We start from the raw sequence: 15,853 nt of genomic DNA, 5'->3' as shown, positions 1-15,853 counted from the left end.
GTCCCCGGCGGCGGTCAACCCCGACATCGACTACCGAACCGCGCCGATCACCACTCGGGCGCGGAGATACTCGAACGCTGCCGAGCTTGCGGATCGTGCTCGTACTCCTCGACATTGGTGTATCTCGGACCATCGTCGGGGGTGTAGTCCATCCGGCGCTTGCTGGCATCCGGTGGTGCTGTGGAGACCTTCGGTGGCGTCGGCAGCATTGCTTTCACGTCGGGCATCTCGGGGAAGAACTCCGACAGCGTCGGGATCTGAGCTTGCTCCTGCTCCAGGTTCGTCATGATCTGCGCCGCCTTCTGTTGTACCTGTGCGGCGGCGTCCTGGGTGGCGCTGGTGACCGCGTTCGCGATCTCCGCGTAGGTGAGATCGTCCACGTCGTCGGAGAATTCGGTCTTGATCACGATGCAGTCGGCGTTGACGGTGATCGTGACACGCCGTCCAGCAGCGTGCGCGGTGGCCGTCAGCCGCGCGCGTTCCTCCTGCGCTCGCGCCATAGCGGTCATGCCGTCTTTGACCATCTCGATCAGATCGGCCAGCTGTGCCTTCGCGTGCTCGTTCGCCATTACTGTGTCCTGCTCTCCCCGTGCGCGACCCGAAATCGATGGCGCTAGCTGGTCAGAATTGCGTGCCGCTGTCGATGTCGGTCTTTTCGAGGGAAGTCGCGGCGCCGCTCAAGGTGGTGGCGCACTCCTTGATGTGAGAAACCTTGGACTGCAAGGATTCCACAAGCTTGGGTTCGCGCGTTTCGTAGCCGTTCTGACCTTTCGAGAAGTTGTGCCCGTGCTCGTCGTCTCCCCAGCAGCCGTTGCCGGCTTGCACTGCGGCCTCGAGTGTCGAGAGGATGTTTGCGACATCGGTGGAGATGCCTTCGAGACTTGTTGCGACGCCCCGCAGCCCAGGTATGTCGACTTTTACCTCTGGTGCCACGTCAACCCCCAAAGCTCACGATCATCGGAAGAACCCCAACTCCCGGCCGATCATATACAGGACACGGTTCGGACGCGACCGTGTTACCGCGGCGGCGGTCGTAGCGCACTGTCATTTCGCAACCCCAGCCAGCATCAGCTGGTAGTAGCCGCCGCCGATATCAGACGCGGTGTGTCCCAGCGCATTCGACAGATGCACCCGGCTGGCGTCACTATTTTCCGCGGCGAGCACCAGCATCTCGACCGCTGTTCGGTCGATATCGTCGATCAGCTGTGCGATCACATCGACGGTGTCGGCTGTGGTCCAGATTCCAGGCAATGCCGTCCGCAACCCTTCGGCTGCGGAGGATTCCCCGCGCATCCAACCCGCTGTATCCCACCAATAGCAGAACGAGAGCAGACCGCTTTCGGCACGAGGATTCAGTACGGGCGCGGCTACCCAATCCGGGGCGCCGCGATAGAGCTCCGGCAGCGGCTTCTTGTCGTTGTAGTGAGCATCCAGTTCCGGTGCGTTCCACACCCCGCCTGACAGCACGGCGCGACCGCCCGGCAATCGATGCAACGAACACCCACTGTGCTCGGCCCCTTCGAACCAGCCCAAGGCCGTTGTGACCCGCGGTCCCCAAGGCGATTTCAAAGCGACGAATGCCGCCGAGATGACCGCCCATCGTGCCCAGAGCACGGACAGCGGCGGCAACGTACCGTTGTCGCGAACCGCATTGATTCCTGCCTCGGCTTCCACCTGCGATCGAGCGAACGCGTCAGCCGGCGTGCGAACCTGCGATCGTTCGTCGAAGATGTACGCCGCCAGCCAGACCGGCAGTCGATCTCGTGGAAATGTCTCCAGATCGGCTCGATAGGCGGGAGGCGGAAACAGGTGATCGCCCGGGAACGGCTCGGCCCCGAAGTCGTACTCGACTTGAACCCCACCGCTTCTGGTCACCGCGGCCAGGAATCGCCACCACGGACCGCCGCCCGCACGAGCCGAGAGTTGCCGGTGCTCCCGCAGTGCGGTGAGCAGAGCCGCCGATGGGCGAGCCAGCGTGGCCTGTTCTCCGTTCGACAACACGATCTGAGCGGCCTCGTCCGTCACCGTCATTGCGATCGCTGCGTCCAGGCTCTCCCAGCCGGGCCCGAGGAGTGCTGTCAGCTCTGCGGTGATCGCCGTCAATGCGTCGCTGTCCGAACGGGGCTCGGGCTTCGGCGTGATCGTCTCGCCGAAGCCGAGTGTGAATCCGATGTCCGGCGAATCGGTGCCGGTGTCAGGGCTGTAAGGTCCCACGCTCATCCTTGATCGCCCGGATGACCGCCGCGACACAGACATTGATCGAGGCGATCAGCTGTTTCGAATCGGCTGGAACCGCGACGTAGGGTGGCTCGCGACGAATTACGTAGCGCCCGTCATCCTCGAGATCACGCCACTGGAGGCTGTGCGAGACCATCCCCTTCGGGCCGAATTTGGAGTGTCCTTGCCGGACCTCGATCGTGCCCATGCACATCGGGGTGATGGCGAGGAACTTCTTCGAACGCAAGGTTGCCGAGTCCGCGAAGATGTCATCGATGATCAGACGGTCGAACTGCGGCTCGACCATTGGACCTGCGCTGGGGTCGGCCAAAGGAGTATTGCCTTGCCGACCGGCATCCGTCTCGGGCAAGGCAGCAGCCACCTCGTCCGCCAAGCGGACCGGATCGCACTCACGGACCGTGAATCCACCACTGTGCGAGTAGGTTTCACCAGGTAGCTGCTTGATCAATAGCCCACGGTCACCCCGTCGCAGGGCGATCATCCGGATTCGTCCGTCGGCTCGCCGTTCGTCGCGCCCGTCGACTCCGGACACGATCACCCGCAGGTCGGGCTGCTCGATGACGTCTGCGAGCGCGTCCACTGAGTAATCCCATTTGCTACGCAGCTGCTCGACCATCTCACGCTTCTCGCGGAAGTAGTCGTCGCGGAGCGGAGTACGACTGGTGAAGATCAATGGGGCCGGCAGATCATCGCCGGTGATCATCTCCCAGAGGACGGTGAACTCGAGGTCGCCGAATCGCCAGTGTCTGCTCATGGCCGATCCGCCACGGGGAGGACGGCATTGGGAGCGGCCTCGAAGACCTCTTCGAGGTTCTCGTTCGATTTGAGATACTCGGCTCGTTTGGCTTCTTTGCCCGCACCCGCTGCGGCACCGCCTGCTCCACTCATCGGCATGCCGGACATGGGCGTGCTCGTGGTACCGGTCGATGTGGTTGCCAAGCCGGCTCGGGATGTGGTTGCAGCGACCTCGGTTTCGGTGGTGGCATTCGTTTGCGCACTGGCGCGTGGGAACAACTTGCTCGAGAGCTCTTTGGCAGCGGCCGCCGTGACACCGGCTCCCGATCCGCCACCCGCGCCGCCGCCGCCGGATCCGCCGCCGACGATGCCGGCGCCGGCGGCCACACCCTCGAGATTGACCTTCTGCTCTTGCTGTCCGCTGCCTGTTCCGCCGGCACCGGTGTTCTGCTTCAGCGAGGAGGACAATGCTTCGATCCCCTTCTGGGCCACCGTGGAGCCCTGCGTGGCCAAAGTGGAAATCAGCGAGGCTCCTTGTGTGGCAACGGTAGATGCCAACGAGGCGAGGGTCGACAGTGTTGTATCGCTGGTCGGCGAGGTGGGAGACGTCGGCGAGGTTGGTGATGTCGGCGAAGTGGGTGAGGTGGGGGATGTCGGTGAGGTCGGCAAGGTGGGGGAGGCCGGAGTCGGAGTGGTTGGCGTGCCGCCACCGTTGCCGGTCCCGTTCCCGAGGCCGTTGCCGAGCCCGTTCCCGGTGGGAGTCGGTGTTGTCGGTACGACGAGCTGTGGAGCCGAGTACGGCTCGAATTCGACTAGCCCGGTATTGTATTCGTCGATGCCACGGACATAGGTCTGGTCAAAGGCGAATCTGTAATACTTGACGAGATCCTCCATCGCCTCCGCTTCGTTGGTTCCGCGGCCCTCCTTATTTCCATCCTCGATCCAGTAGAGGCCATTCCCGTCTGTCTTCTTCAGCGCCTGGCTTCCGGAAGGCATCTCTTTCTCCGTAGCTGACAGGTAGCCGGCAGCGGTGTACGCCTGGCCGGCGATATCGCCCATTTTGTTGGCGACTTTCCGGGCTTCTGTGACGAAATTTGCCGTCAGCTTCGATGCTGCGCTGGAACCGTTTCCGTGCCATCCGTTCGTGACGAAGGAATCGACCGCGGTCGCCGTATTGAAGTTGTCGAGAGCGAGATGCAACTTGTCCTGCAACACCAGCCAATCGCGGCCCACCATGTTGAGTTCCAGGTTGAGCTCCGGCTTCAAAGCACAGAAGTTATCCCAAGTCAGGCTGGTGGAGTTCTCGGGGTGAACGGCTCTGTCCTTGTCCGGAACCTTGACGCCGGGGCCGATGGGCTGGTAATTGCTTCTTTGCCCGAAGTAGTCGCTGGAGAATGCGGAGGTATCGACGGCCGGGCGCTCATGTTTCTTGATCGGATCGTTTACAGCGGCATTGCTCAAACGAGTCGTTAGTTTTATTTCCTCTCTATTTACCTTTACATTCATCAATGCCGTCACCGAATCCTGCTCGGCATTATCGTGAGTCTTGGCGGCTTGCTTGAACAGGTTGATGAAGTTCTCGGCGGTGCTCATCTGTGCCTTGATTATATTTTGAGCGTCACTTGCGAGTCCGCGAAATCCGTCTGCCCAGTTCCGGCCCGATTTGAACGGCTCGTAAGGGCCGGCGAAATCCTTACCGTAGGTTCGCAGTACCTCTAAGGAATTGCTGATATGGATCAAGTTCCCGATCAGCTCATTGCAAGCGGCCACTGCTTTGACTGCTGCAGCAGGGTCGAAGGTCAGCGTATCGTTGCCTGCGTTTGTGTAGAGGTCGCTCATCGATTCGGCCACTGTGGTCCTCCCCGGTCGATCAATTCTGTTGGGCGCGAAGGGCCGGCAGCGTCACCGTCGCAACCTTGCGGAGAAGCTCTACGACTTCGCTCCCGGGCAGCAGTGTCACTTCGCTCTGGTCTTTTGAGACGTACTGCGACCAGGTCGTGCTGTAAACCATCGAACCGACTCGAACCCATAACTGGGCATAGGGGGACGCTTCGGCTCCCGGCGTGATGATCTGGTAGGCGTCATCGCCCAGGCCGGGAATCGTGGTGATTTCCGACTTCGCTACAGGTGTTCCGAGGCTCTCGTCGACTTTGGCCTGATGGGCTGCCCGGAACTCCGCTACCGCAGCGTGTTTCGATGTGGCGGATCGGGGCGTCAGGCTGCTCTTTCCCGGTCGTTCGGAGAAGCCGGCTGCGGTGACTGCTGAAAGATCGGCGACGGCGCAAAGGTCATCGACAGTGCGGAATTCACTCGCGGCCGCCGTCGCAGTCGCTGACAGGGCGGGTCGTCCGAACGCAACTATGCCTGTCGCCCACACCGCCGAGGTGACCACAATCGCACCGAAGATCCATAGCAGTGGTCGTTTTCGAGACTCGGTCGCTGTCATTGCCGGTACCTCGGGAGTGTGTCGGCGGCGTAGGACGTCAGGAATTGCCGCCGGTTGTCCTTCGAAAATCCATCCCCACCGACGGACTGCCATGTGAGCTCGTAAGTGAACCAGCCGTCTCGGATGCGGAGAGTCGCTCTGCTTCCATTGCTACCGCCAGATACGATGTATGCCTCATCCCCCAAGTCGGGGACTTTCTCGATCCCTTCGGCGCTTGCGCCGTCCCAGCCGTCCAACTCTGCGGTGTCGAATCCGGCTCGGAAAGACGAAATCGGATTGGATTGCTTGTGTACCGCGGCAACTGTCGTGAGGAGACCTTTGGTCTTTTCCGAAACGAGGTCCACAAGACACCGGGCGGTATCTAGCGCGTCATGACGGGAAACGGTGATCTGCATGCGAGAAACACCACCGGACGCCACTCTGAATCGATCGCCCATGACCGTGAAATCCCCTACCCGGCAGGGGCTGTCGACGATGTGATAGCCGCGTAGATCGGGGCTTGCGCTCGAATACCCGGCGTCATCCGAGGAGCTTCCGGCACGGAGTGCAACCAGAATCGCCGCCCATAAGGCTGAGGTGAGTACTACCGCGACGATCGGCCAGAACGCCGCGCCACGTTGTTGCTGATCCCCCGATCTGGACATGATCGGACCGTATCACGAAGCTGGAGAACAGTCCTCGCGTGCGCGTTCACTCGAGTGCTCGGTGGCATTCCGCGAGCTAACTCATTGGCGCGAACTCGTGAGTATGTGATACTCCTACGCCTAACGATCTGGGAGGGAGTTCGTCGATGGCCGAAGAGGTGACCGGGGCGGTCGGCCCTGCTGAAGGGGGCTGGCAGACGGTTGATTCGGCGTCGCAATCCGGGGCGATTCGCGTGCGAACCACCCCGCAGGGGATTCCCGTGGCCTTGAAGGTTGATCCGGCTGAGCTGCATCGAAATCCAGACGAGTTGGCTGGGGAGTTGCTGCGGTTGTGCCAGCGCGCCGCCGCCCGCGCCGGACTAGCCCTCCGCAAGCAGCTGGAGGAGTCCGGCATGAGCCCCGAAGCGCTCGCCCGCACCGGTCTCCCCACCGAAGCCGATGTCGCTCAGCAAGAACTTGTCGAAGAGCAGGACTACGATACCGAGCCACAGAGCTGGTTGCGGACTGTGTGAGGAGGGGCTCTGTGGTTCAGTCGATGGATGAGCTCGAGGAGCGGGTTCGTAGGCAGCTGTATCGGTTTCAGGACTTGGCTGATCAGATGAAGGCGGTCAGGGGGCGGGAGACTTCGGAGGACGGGGCCGTTGTTGCCGAGGTGGATGGCAATGGGGCGCTTACGGATTTGCAGTTCAGCGCGGGGATTTCGCGGATGACGCCGGAGGAGTTCGAGCGGGCCGTGGTGACCACGGCGGCGGCTGCGGCTCGGGTGGCGTTCGAGCGGCGGGCGGCGCTGGTGAACCGGTTCAACGAGGAGATGGCCGGGTAGGGGCCGTTTTGTTCACGCAGGGTTGAGACTGCGTTTACGGTTTATCGTCTGGCACAACCTTTTTCAAGATTGTAGTGTTGTTCAAGATCGAGGCATGAGGGAGGGGACACCGTGCTCAAGGCGGATTACCTGACAATCGCGAATTACGGGACCGAACACGGGGTTATCGCGGCGAACATCGCGGGGGCGGCGGCGGCCGACTCGGTGGGTGCGATGGCGCAGGCGGTGCCGGTGTTCGGGCTGATCGGGCAGGATTTCCTGGTGGCTTTCGGGCTGGCGCAGGCGAATTACCTGTCCTCGGCGGCCGAGATCGCGGCGGTGCACGCCAAGACGACCGTCGCGGCCTACTCTGCGGTGGGCGTGTACGAGGGCGCTGAGACCACGTCGGGCGTCAACCTCCTGAAATCCGTTCTGTCTTCGCTGTGACCGAAGCGGCCAATCAGACCGTCCTGGACGTGGTCCGGACCACGCCGGTCGGACCGTACCTGGACAAGCCGGTGTCGGAAGTGCTGAGCGGATTGAATCTGCCTCAGCTGCCTTCGCTTCCGACCGTGAGCTTTCCGGACCTGTCCGGGATCAGTCTGCCGACCCTGCCGACAATCGACCTGTCGTCGCTGATCTCGCCGTTGACTTCGCTGCTGTCCGCATTCGGCACCGCGGGAAGCAGTTTGGCGAGCGCGTTCGATCTGTCGAAGATCTTCACCGCGGTGTCGTCGGCGCTGACCTCGGCGACGGGGGCGAGTTCGGCGGCCTCCGCGACGGTGGATACCGGGTTCGTCGGCCAGGGAGCGACCGCCGCGAACATCCAGAGCCAGCAGGTCGATGCCTACAATCCGATCGTCGGTGCTCAGGGTGATGCGCTGCGGGTGATCCTGGCCGACGCGGAACGTGCGGTGGCGCAAGGTTATGCGCTGCTCAGCGCACTGATCACCCGGACCATCGCACAGATCAGCGGCGGCATGGCGCTGCTCGCCACCCCGGCCGGGGTGCCCTGGCTGATCGCCACCGTCACCGACGCATTGACCGAAGGCGGCGTGATCGTCGCGCAGACCCGCGCCGACCTGGCCGTGCACACCGTCTCGGCCGTGCAGGCCGGTACGAAGATCGCCATCGCCGGCGCACCCACCATCGCCGATATCGGCACGCTGGCCAGCGCTGCCTCGCAGGCGGTTACGCCGTACCTGAGCGCGGCGGGCACCGCGGCCACCAAGGTGGTCGAGAAGGGCGCTTCGGTGGCCTCCACCGGTACCACGCTCGCCAGCAGCGTGGGCTCGGCGGGCAAGGATCTGGTGAGCGCGCTGACCAAGGACACCAGCGGGACCAGCGGTGGTTCCGGTTCGGGATCCGGGTCCGGCAGCAATGGCGGCAGCGCCAAGCAGGAAGAGAAGACGGCCAGCGGCGGATCCGGTGGCTCGGGTGGGAGCGGCGGCGGTTCCGGCAGTGGCATCGTCGGCGGTCTGCCGAGTGCGGGCAGCGGTTCCGGCAGCCCGGCCAGCGGGGCGACCAGCGGCCGGATCGCGGCCAGCGAGGCGACCGGCGGTTCGGGTAGTCGTGGTGCGTCCTCGGGCGCGCAAACCGCAAGGGCCGCAAGCAGTCCCAGCATGATGTCGCCCGGCGCGGCCAACACCGGACGGGCCGGCGCCGCCGACGAGTCCGAAGCCGAGACCAAGGCCAACCTGGTCACCGGCGCCCACGGCGACGAAGTGGTCGGCGTTATCGAAGGCGTCTCGATCCCCGTCGTCGGTGCGGTCGAGACCGTCGAAGAACCACCGGACAAAGCGCTCACGCTCTGACATATCAGGGGTAACAGGAGGATTGGCATGAGCACCAACGAATTCGAGGGCATCAGCTTCGACGCGACGAGCGCTCTCGCCGTCGCCTCGCAGCTCGACGCGCTCGCCGACCGGCTCGCCGGGGGGATGAGCATCGAGCAGGCGAAGCTCGCCATCACCCCGGCCGGCTCCGACGAGGTGTCCGTGCGGGCCGCGCAGTCGCTCAACGCGGTGGCCGCCTCGTTCCAGCAGTCCGGTGGCACCGGCGTGGACGAGGTGCGCAAGCTCGCGGCGGTGCTGCGCGCGCAATCCACCCAGTTCACCCGATCCGAGGACGAGAACGCCCTCGGCTTCACGGTCGCCTGAGCAGGTCGTATTCGATGGTCGAACCGACGAAACCCGGCTTCACCGACGTTGTCTGGGAAGCCAGGGAACCGGAGCAGCTGGCGCGTGACCTGGTGAGCGGGGCCGGTGCGGTGCCCGCTGCCGAAGCGGGTCTCGCGTGGGCGCGATTGAGCGCCGGGTTCGGAGCGGCGGCCATCGAATACGAGCGGATCCTGGCGAACCTGGATACCGCGTGGGAATCGCAGAACAGCCGGGCGTTCATCGAACGCATTCGGGCACTGCGGGATTGGTTCACCGAGTCCGCGGCGGCCGCGGCCGGTAACGCCATCAAAGCCGAAACCCACGCCGCCGCATACGAAATCGCGCGACTGGCGATGCCGGATGCCGGTGAGGTCGAGCAGATCCGGGATATGCAGAAGCTGCTGGAGACGGTCGGGGCGGCCATCGGGGCGCCCATGCTGGCTCAGGTGGCGAAAGCGGACGAGGACGCCGATGCCGCGAAAGCCGTTGCGGCGCGGGTCATGCGGACCTACGAGGCGACCACCGAACCCCTCGCCACGCCCTGGGAACACCAGGCAGCGCCCGCGGTGACGGCGGGCATGGAGGCGCTCACCGAAGCGCCCACGGCAGCGCCGGCCGAAGCCGAAGCGCCGCAGGTTTCGGGCGGTGTCCCGCAGATGTCGATCGGGCCGATCAATATTCCGCGCGTGCTGACGCGGATATCCGCGCGCGGCGTCACCCCGGTCAACAATGTCACCTCGGAAAAGACCACGGTGCAGCCGGTTACGGTGCAGAAGGGCGTGTCGTCCATGCCGATGGCGCCGGCGGCGGCCGGTGGTCACGGACAGGACGAGGAAGAGCACACGGTGCGGCCCGGCCTGGCCGGGGTGCCCGGCTCGGACGAAGCGCTCGGGCTCACCTCGGGCATGCAGGTGGCGCCCGCCGTGCTCGGCGGCGTCGATCCGAACGCGCAGCGCATCCCGGACATCGCGTTCAATGCCGCGAGCACCGGATCGGAACCGGCCGCGCCCGTAGCTCCCGCCGCCACCGCGGAGGCGGCTTCGTGATCACGTTGAGCAATGACGGAGTGATGGCGCTGGCCGCGCGGCTCGGGGTGCAGACCTTGCCCCTGGTGCTCGCCATTGGACCGCAACAGGATTCGTACCGTGAGCTGGCACGGGCACAGGAGCAGGCGCGCGCCGAACTACGCAGCGGGCGAGTGATCGACGCATACGGAGACGCGCAACCGGAAACCGCCGCAGAGCTTTTCGTGCTCGCTCAGCCGGATCATGAACTCGCAGTGCGTGTCTACACCTCGAACGGTCAGATCCGAATCTGCGTCGCCCAGCGCGACGGCCAGCACGTGGTGGCCGTCCGGCGCGGGGACAGCATCGAGATCCGTTCGATCTGGGCCGACGGTACGGGCGAATCGCTCGCCGGACCGATCCTCGAAGCACTCGGCCCCTGCCCGCCCGCAGCCGTCGCGAACTTCAGCGCTCCGGCGCAGGAGATCCGCGAAAAACTGGATGCGGCAACGAGTTCAGCGGACTACACGAACGTGATCTACGCGCTCGGACTGCCCGAGACCGACGCGACCGCGTACGGCCTGGCCCTCGCGTCCTGCCACAGCTACGCCGAAGTGGTGGCCTATGCCCACGCCGACGGCGTCACAGACCGATCACCGGCGGCTGTCGTCATCTACGACACCGCGCGCGGCCGCATCGTGGCGGCACCGGGGGTCGCCTCGGACCAGCAAGTCTGGTCCACGTTCACACCTGGCACCGATCACCGGGTCGCGCAGGCGATTTCGGCATTGGTTGGGATCGTGCCGGGAGGGAGGTGGATGCCCGATTATCACGCGAGCGACCACACCGTATGAGAGCCACAGAGCCGAAATAAGTATCACCAGGAGAGGGCAGAAGAATGACGACAGAGGTTAATTTCGAATCGTTCGGCGCCAAGGGCGTCGCGGATTCGATGGCCGACGCGGTCAACGCGATCAAGACCACCATCAACTCGGTCACCGAGGCTGCGGCGGCTGCCAAGGGTGGCTGGCAGGGTCAGGCGCACACCGCCTTCGCCAATGCCGCGATCGCTTGGGAAGACGAGGCGGACCGCTTGAAGGGCATCCTCGACACCATCACTCAGATGGTCGGCGAAGGTAACACGAAGTACTCCACCATGGACTCCGATAACAAGGATTACTTCGACAACCTGCGGAACAACGCGACCGCCGGCAAGCACACCAACCTCGTTTAATCACCCGAATACCAATCGAAAGGATCTGTCATGTCCGACGGATTGAAGTACCACTTCGGCACCATCAGCGAACTGGAGAGCACGCTGAGCGAGCTGCGCGGAAAGCTGCTGACGGAGGCCTCGAATCTGGAGACCGCTGCCAACAACCTGATGACCGCGTGGGAAGGCAACTCCGGTTACGACGCGTTCAAGGCTCAGAAGACGAAGTGGGACCAGGAGTTCGGCACCTCTGCCGGCGAGGCCGGTTCCACCATCGGCACCCTGGACGCGATGTCGCAGGCCGTGCGTGATGCCGGCTCCCGTGCCCAGGGCGCGGACAAGTCGGTCGAGAGCCTGTTCAGCTAGTCTCAGTCGTGATGCGGCCCGCCAGCTCGCACAAGCGTGAGCAGGCGGGCCGCTAGCGTGTACGCCGTTGGCCTGATGGAGGTTTCGTGCCAGCACAATTGACCACAAAGGCCCAGGTCAATGGGTATCGCTTCCTGCTGCGCCGACTCGATCACGCGCTGATCCGCCGTGATGTGCGCATGCTGCACGACCCCATGCGCGCGCAGTTCCGCTCATTGATCTCGGGCGCGATCCTGGCTCTGCTTGTGGTGGCCGGGGCGGCGATCATGGCGTTCATCAAGCCCCAAGGTTCGATCGGCAACGCGAACATCGTGATGGGCAAGGACAGTGGCGCACTGTATGTCGTGGTGCGCGACAAGACCGACAAGACAAAGATGACCCTGCACCCCACGCTGAATCTCGCGTCCGCGCGATTGATCGCTGGAAGCGGTGAGTCACCGACATCGGTCAAAGACAGCAAGCTCAGTTCTGTTCCTCGGGGGCCCATTCTCGGCATTCCAGGTGCCCCGGCTGCCTTGCCGGGGACACGGCAGGGTGATCGATCGCAGTGGACCCTCTGCGATATCGTTCAGCTTTCGGCGACCGGCGGTGCGGCATCGTCCGCAGGTGCCACCACCACTGCTATCGCCGGTGGCCTCGAGCTCAGCGACCGTATGCGCAAGGCGGAATCCGGCGCCGCCCTGCTGGTTCGTAAGGGCGACAAGACCTACCTGATCTACGACGGCAAACGCGCCGAAGTAGATCCTCAGAACACTGTCATGGCGAGGTCCCTGAACCTCTCTGGAATGCAGCCGCGGCCGATCTCAACCGACCTCTTGGGTGCGGCGCGGGAGGTGCCACCACTGGTTTCACCGACGATTCCGAATGCCGGAGAGTCCGGTCCCGGGAAGCTGAGCAACATCAAGATTGGCGGCGTGATTCGGGTGGGTGCCGCGGACAGCTCGGGCAGCCCTGAACTCTACGTTGTGTTATCCGGTGGGGTGCAGCGTATTTCGTCCTTCACCTCGGTGGTGATTCGCAATGCTGACTCGCAGGGTATGAGTGAGATCAAGTCGGTGCCGCCGGATTTGCTCGATGGCGTTCCCACGGTGCACTCACTCCCCGTGGACGATTTCCCTGCGGAAGCACCGAAGGTGATCAAGGCTGAAGACAACCCGGTCGCGTGTATCTCGTGGGCGAAGCAAAGCGGTGCCGGACGCACGGAAACGGATGCGACCGAAGGACCGTCGGATCGTTCCATCGTGACTCTGCTGACCGGTACTCGCCTGCCGCTGCCCGAGTCCGCGACCCCGGTGGCGCTGGCGACAGCCGATAAGACCGGTGATCGCATCGACGCGGTATACATCCCGCCCTCGACCGGCGAATATGTGATCGTCACGGGCACAGAGCCCGGCAGTCTGCGGCGCGACAGCTTGTTCTACGTGGCCGACAACGGTATTCGCTACGGTATTCCGGATGCCAAGACGGCTCAGATTCTCGGCTTGGGCTCCACGCCGCACTTGGCACCCTGGTCGATCATCGGTCAGCTTGTCGCAGGCCCGACATTGTCTGCTCAGGATGCGCTGACCCAACGAGACATCCTTCCCACCGGCTCCTGAACCGGCGGCGGCTCGGCCCCTATTCGATCTTTCCGTTACGATCGGTGAATCGGAAATGACTCTCCGCCTGGCGGAGTGGGTTGGGGGAAGGCTAGTGCTCGGGCTGAATCGTCTTTGGCCAGCCCGCTTCGGACAACGCGCCGCGTTGGCTCTCGTACTCGTGATCACGGGTCTGACGAGCGTCGGCTGCGGTTCCGAATCCGAAGCGGTTAACTCGACTTCGGACTCGATCGATCTCTCCAAACTCGACGTAGGCCCCTATTCAGCGGGGCCGACGGACGTGGTTCCGAAGGACCGCGCGGCGATGGGGCGCAACCTGGAGGCATTGCGGCTCGCTCGGGTCATGCCACTTCCCCAGGAGATCGACCCGGCGCTGACTTACTACGCCGGCGACGTAGCTCCGTTCACACGTGCGGAGGATTTCGACGGAGGTGCAGTTCTCGAATTGCTCGACGGAGAGCGTTTCGCGGAGAATACATCCGGGTTCGTGTCCGGGTTCCACATCCGCGGCCAGTCGAGCGATGACAAGTCGATCGCGTACAACATCAGCGCTGCCGCGATGCTCTTCGAAACTGACGAAGCGGCGTCCGTCGCAGCCCCGGCGCTCGCCCGCACTGGATTCACTCGTAACTTCAAATATGGCGAGGGAACCGAACCTGCGCAGTCGCTGCAGTATCCGACTGCGGCGGTCATCTGGACGCCTAAGATGCAAACTCTCGCATCCTGGTATGCCACAGGAAGATTCGTAATCGTCGCGGTAGCTCTAAATCGCGAGAACGTACAACTGAATGTCAGCGATCAGGCCGGCCTCGTGGCATTGGCCGACCACACGACCAGCGTTATCGCCGAGCGCCTGAAGAACTTCCAGCCGACGCCCATGGACAAGCTTTCGGAGTTGCCGGTCGATCCCGAAGGCATGCTCCGCCTCACGCTGAGTCGGCCGACCGGAGACCGAACCGGGTACGCGGTGACAGGCAGACTGGACTCCAAGACCGCCCTTCAACGATCGACCGATCTGGCACGGATCCGTGAGCTGTACGAGCGAACAGGTGTCGACTACATCAGCTACGGCGCTGGAGAATTGGTAAGGACGCGTGATGCCGCAGCGGCTGGCGTCTATATGAAGGAGATATCGGCCAGCAGGTTTCTCCACCGCATCGAGCCACCGCCGGGTCTGCCGGTAGCCCTGTGCGAGAAGTACCGTGGCCCGAGGAGCCGTGCGTTTCCCTACCACTGTTATGTCACACATGGACGGTACGCGGCCGAGATCTGGTCTCAACAGCAGCAGGATGCGTATCAACGGATCTCCGCTCAGTACGCAATACTCGCGAACGACAAGTAGGGGAACCGTGTTCGAGAGACGAGGCCGCCCTTCTGGGGGCAAGGGCCTTTCCACGGCTGTCGCCGCGGCCGTGACCGTAGCCACGCTTGCTGCCTGTGGGAGCAACGTTCCGGGCAGCCCAGCTGCAGGCGAGATCGATGTGCGGACTTTGGACGTAGGTAACTACCCCACCGATCCTTTCGATGTCCGGAGCACCGAGAGCCACAGCGTGTACACCGGCTCGGTGTTGGCGATAGCGCGTTTGGCCGATGCAATGGCACTGGGAACCGATGTAGATCCGATCCTGGTGTACGGCGATATGGGCGGCGACGTGGTCAGTCCTGCCAGTGGAATGGAAGTACTCAGCAAAGTGGTAAGGCCGGTACTGGCACGCAACGGCATGTTGCTGGCAGTTACCACGGCGAGCAGTAGCAAGCCGCTGCCCACTACGCATAGCTACGACCTTTCGGACAACTTCAAGCCGTTCGGGGATGTGAACGGGATCCCCGATTCGGCGGCGCTCAACATCACTGTGCTGCAGTTCCCCGATCAACAGCGCGCACAAGCTGCGGCCGAGCAGATGGAAGCTGCTGATTTCGATGTCGCACCGGACCAGAATGCCCATCTGTCACTCACCGGGTACCCGGAAGCCAAATCGCACTGGCGGCCGGGAGTGCCGTCGATGGCTGCGACCCTTGCTCGCGGCCAGTATGTGATGAACGTATTCGCACAACTTCCGAACCCCGATATCGATGGGCTGAAGAGCCTGGTAGAGAAGGCGTTTGCAGCTCAAATTCCACTGCTGGACAAACTTCCTCCGCTGTCTGCCCGTGACATGCTTCGCCTGGACTACGACCCCGACGGAATGCTGCGTCGCACCTTGCACCCCAAGGACTACCTCAGCCTCAGCGCGAAGCAGGAGATAGTGCACGGCGCCCGCGGCTATCTGCAGTTCATCGCTGACCGTGCGCCATGGAAAAAGCTGTTCGAAGAACACGGTGTCGATCGCATCTCAACGGCGTCTACCGGCGCGCAGCTCATGCGTGCCCGTGATGAGCAATCGGCGACCGCCCTGTGGACCGGGATCAAGCCCCTGCAACCCGGCAGAGCAGACGCGGCTCCCGGTGTGCCCGATGTGTTCTGCGGTGAGAATCCGACGCCGAGCAAGGACAATTACGGGGCGGCCTGGGACTCCAAGAACCGCTACTACTGCACCCTTCGCTACGGCCGCTATGTCGCCCGTGTAGCCAGCTCGCAGCTACCCGATCTGCACCAGCGTGCCGCGGCTCAGTACACGCTGCTGGCCAAAAGTCAGTACCTGTAAGGA

General features: G+C 63.5%; 19 protein-coding genes. 12 read left to right on the top strand and 7 right to left on the bottom strand.

Going from position 1 to position 15,853, the window contains the following annotated elements:
• Positions 1–47 precede the first annotated feature (47 nt).
• The 7 genes from LTV02_RS26930 to LTV02_RS26900 form a co-directional block, all read right to left on the bottom strand.
• Positions 48–569, bottom strand: coding sequence for a YbaB/EbfC family nucleoid-associated protein (locus LTV02_RS26930; protein ID WP_233034640.1), 522 nt, complete (start codon positions 567–569; stop codon positions 48–50).
• Between the two features lie 52 nt (positions 570–621).
• Complete coding sequence (locus LTV02_RS26925) at positions 622–933, bottom strand: WXG100 family type VII secretion target (protein ID WP_233034639.1); 312 nt, start codon at positions 931–933, stop codon at positions 622–624.
• 111 nt (positions 934–1,044) lie between these two features.
• A complete protein-coding gene (locus LTV02_RS26920) occupies positions 1,045–2,214 on the bottom strand; it encodes a hypothetical protein (protein WP_233034638.1) in 1,170 nt (389 codons plus the stop codon).
• On the bottom strand, positions 2,195–2,992 hold the full coding sequence (locus LTV02_RS26915) for an ESX secretion-associated protein EspG (RefSeq protein ID WP_233034637.1): 798 nt from the start codon (positions 2,990–2,992) through the stop codon (positions 2,195–2,197). Before LTV02_RS26915 ends, LTV02_RS26920 begins: the two co-directional genes overlap by 20 nt.
• On the bottom strand, positions 2,989–4,824 hold the full coding sequence (locus tag LTV02_RS26910) for a hypothetical protein (RefSeq protein WP_233034636.1): 1,836 nt from the start codon (positions 4,822–4,824) through the stop codon (positions 2,989–2,991). The genes LTV02_RS26915 and LTV02_RS26910 overlap by 4 nt, the downstream gene beginning before the upstream one ends.
• Before the next feature lie 19 nt (positions 4,825–4,843).
• Positions 4,844–5,419: a hypothetical protein gene (locus LTV02_RS26905; RefSeq protein WP_233034635.1), complete on the bottom strand. Its 576-nt coding sequence runs from the start codon at positions 5,417–5,419 to the stop codon at positions 4,844–4,846.
• The gene (locus tag LTV02_RS26900; RefSeq protein ID WP_233034634.1) at positions 5,416–6,063 is read right to left on the bottom strand and encodes a hypothetical protein; all 648 of its coding nucleotides are present in this window, start codon (positions 6,061–6,063) and stop codon (positions 5,416–5,418) included. The genes LTV02_RS26905 and LTV02_RS26900 overlap by 4 nt, the downstream gene beginning before the upstream one ends.
• A gap of 146 nt (positions 6,064–6,209) precedes the next feature.
• On the opposite strand from LTV02_RS26900, the gene LTV02_RS26895 reads away from it, so the two are divergent.
• From LTV02_RS26895 to LTV02_RS26840, 12 genes are all read left to right on the top strand, one after another.
• The gene (locus tag LTV02_RS26895) at positions 6,210–6,575 is read left to right on the top strand and encodes a hypothetical protein (protein WP_233034633.1); all 366 of its coding nucleotides are present in this window, start codon (positions 6,210–6,212) and stop codon (positions 6,573–6,575) included.
• Positions 6,576–6,661: 86 nt separating this feature from the next.
• Positions 6,662–6,886 carry a YbaB/EbfC family nucleoid-associated protein gene (locus LTV02_RS26890; RefSeq protein WP_233034632.1) on the top strand — a complete coding sequence of 75 codons (225 nt, stop codon included), beginning with the start codon at positions 6,662–6,664 and terminating at the stop codon, positions 6,884–6,886.
• A gap of 111 nt (positions 6,887–6,997) precedes the next feature.
• Positions 6,998–7,312, top strand: coding sequence for a type VII secretion target (locus LTV02_RS26885; protein WP_233034631.1), 315 nt, complete (start codon positions 6,998–7,000; stop codon positions 7,310–7,312).
• Positions 7,309–8,679: a hypothetical protein gene (locus LTV02_RS26880; protein WP_233041920.1), complete on the top strand. Its 1,371-nt coding sequence runs from the start codon at positions 7,309–7,311 to the stop codon at positions 8,677–8,679. The genes LTV02_RS26885 and LTV02_RS26880 overlap by 4 nt, the downstream gene beginning before the upstream one ends.
• Before the next feature lie 27 nt (positions 8,680–8,706).
• On the top strand, positions 8,707–9,024 hold the full coding sequence (locus LTV02_RS26875) for a PE family protein (protein ID WP_067711907.1): 318 nt from the start codon (positions 8,707–8,709) through the stop codon (positions 9,022–9,024).
• A gap of 14 nt (positions 9,025–9,038) precedes the next feature.
• Positions 9,039–10,070, top strand: coding sequence for a PPE domain-containing protein (locus LTV02_RS26870; protein WP_233034630.1), 1,032 nt, complete (start codon positions 9,039–9,041; stop codon positions 10,068–10,070).
• The gene (locus LTV02_RS26865; protein ID WP_233034629.1) at positions 10,067–10,882 is read left to right on the top strand and encodes an ESX secretion-associated protein EspG; all 816 of its coding nucleotides are present in this window, start codon (positions 10,067–10,069) and stop codon (positions 10,880–10,882) included. Before LTV02_RS26870 ends, LTV02_RS26865 begins: the two co-directional genes overlap by 4 nt.
• A gap of 44 nt (positions 10,883–10,926) precedes the next feature.
• Positions 10,927–11,262 (top strand): WXG100 family type VII secretion target, encoded by a 336-nt coding sequence (locus LTV02_RS26860; protein WP_233034628.1) that lies wholly within the window; start codon positions 10,927–10,929, stop codon positions 11,260–11,262.
• Between the two features lie 30 nt (positions 11,263–11,292).
• On the top strand, positions 11,293–11,607 hold the full coding sequence (locus LTV02_RS26855) for a WXG100 family type VII secretion target (RefSeq protein WP_233034627.1): 315 nt from the start codon (positions 11,293–11,295) through the stop codon (positions 11,605–11,607).
• Between the two features lie 86 nt (positions 11,608–11,693).
• Entirely contained in the window at positions 11,694–13,205 is a 1,512-nt protein-coding gene (gene eccB / locus LTV02_RS26850) for a type VII secretion protein EccB (RefSeq protein WP_233034626.1), read from the top strand.
• Positions 13,206–13,299: 94 nt separating this feature from the next.
• Positions 13,300–14,547: a DUF7373 family lipoprotein gene (locus LTV02_RS26845; protein WP_233034625.1), complete on the top strand. Its 1,248-nt coding sequence runs from the start codon at positions 13,300–13,302 to the stop codon at positions 14,545–14,547.
• 7 nt (positions 14,548–14,554) lie between these two features.
• Complete coding sequence (locus LTV02_RS26840; protein ID WP_233034624.1) at positions 14,555–15,850, top strand: DUF7373 family lipoprotein; 1,296 nt, start codon at positions 14,555–14,557, stop codon at positions 15,848–15,850.
• Positions 15,851–15,853: the final 3 nt, after the last annotated feature.

The sequence above is a fragment of the Nocardia yamanashiensis genome (genome assembly GCF_021183565.1).
GTDB classification, from domain to species: domain Bacteria; phylum Actinomycetota; class Actinomycetes; order Mycobacteriales; family Mycobacteriaceae; genus Nocardia; species Nocardia yamanashiensis.
Note: the sequence above shows the minus strand (reverse complement) of the source record. Positions and strands in the feature narration are given on the sequence as shown.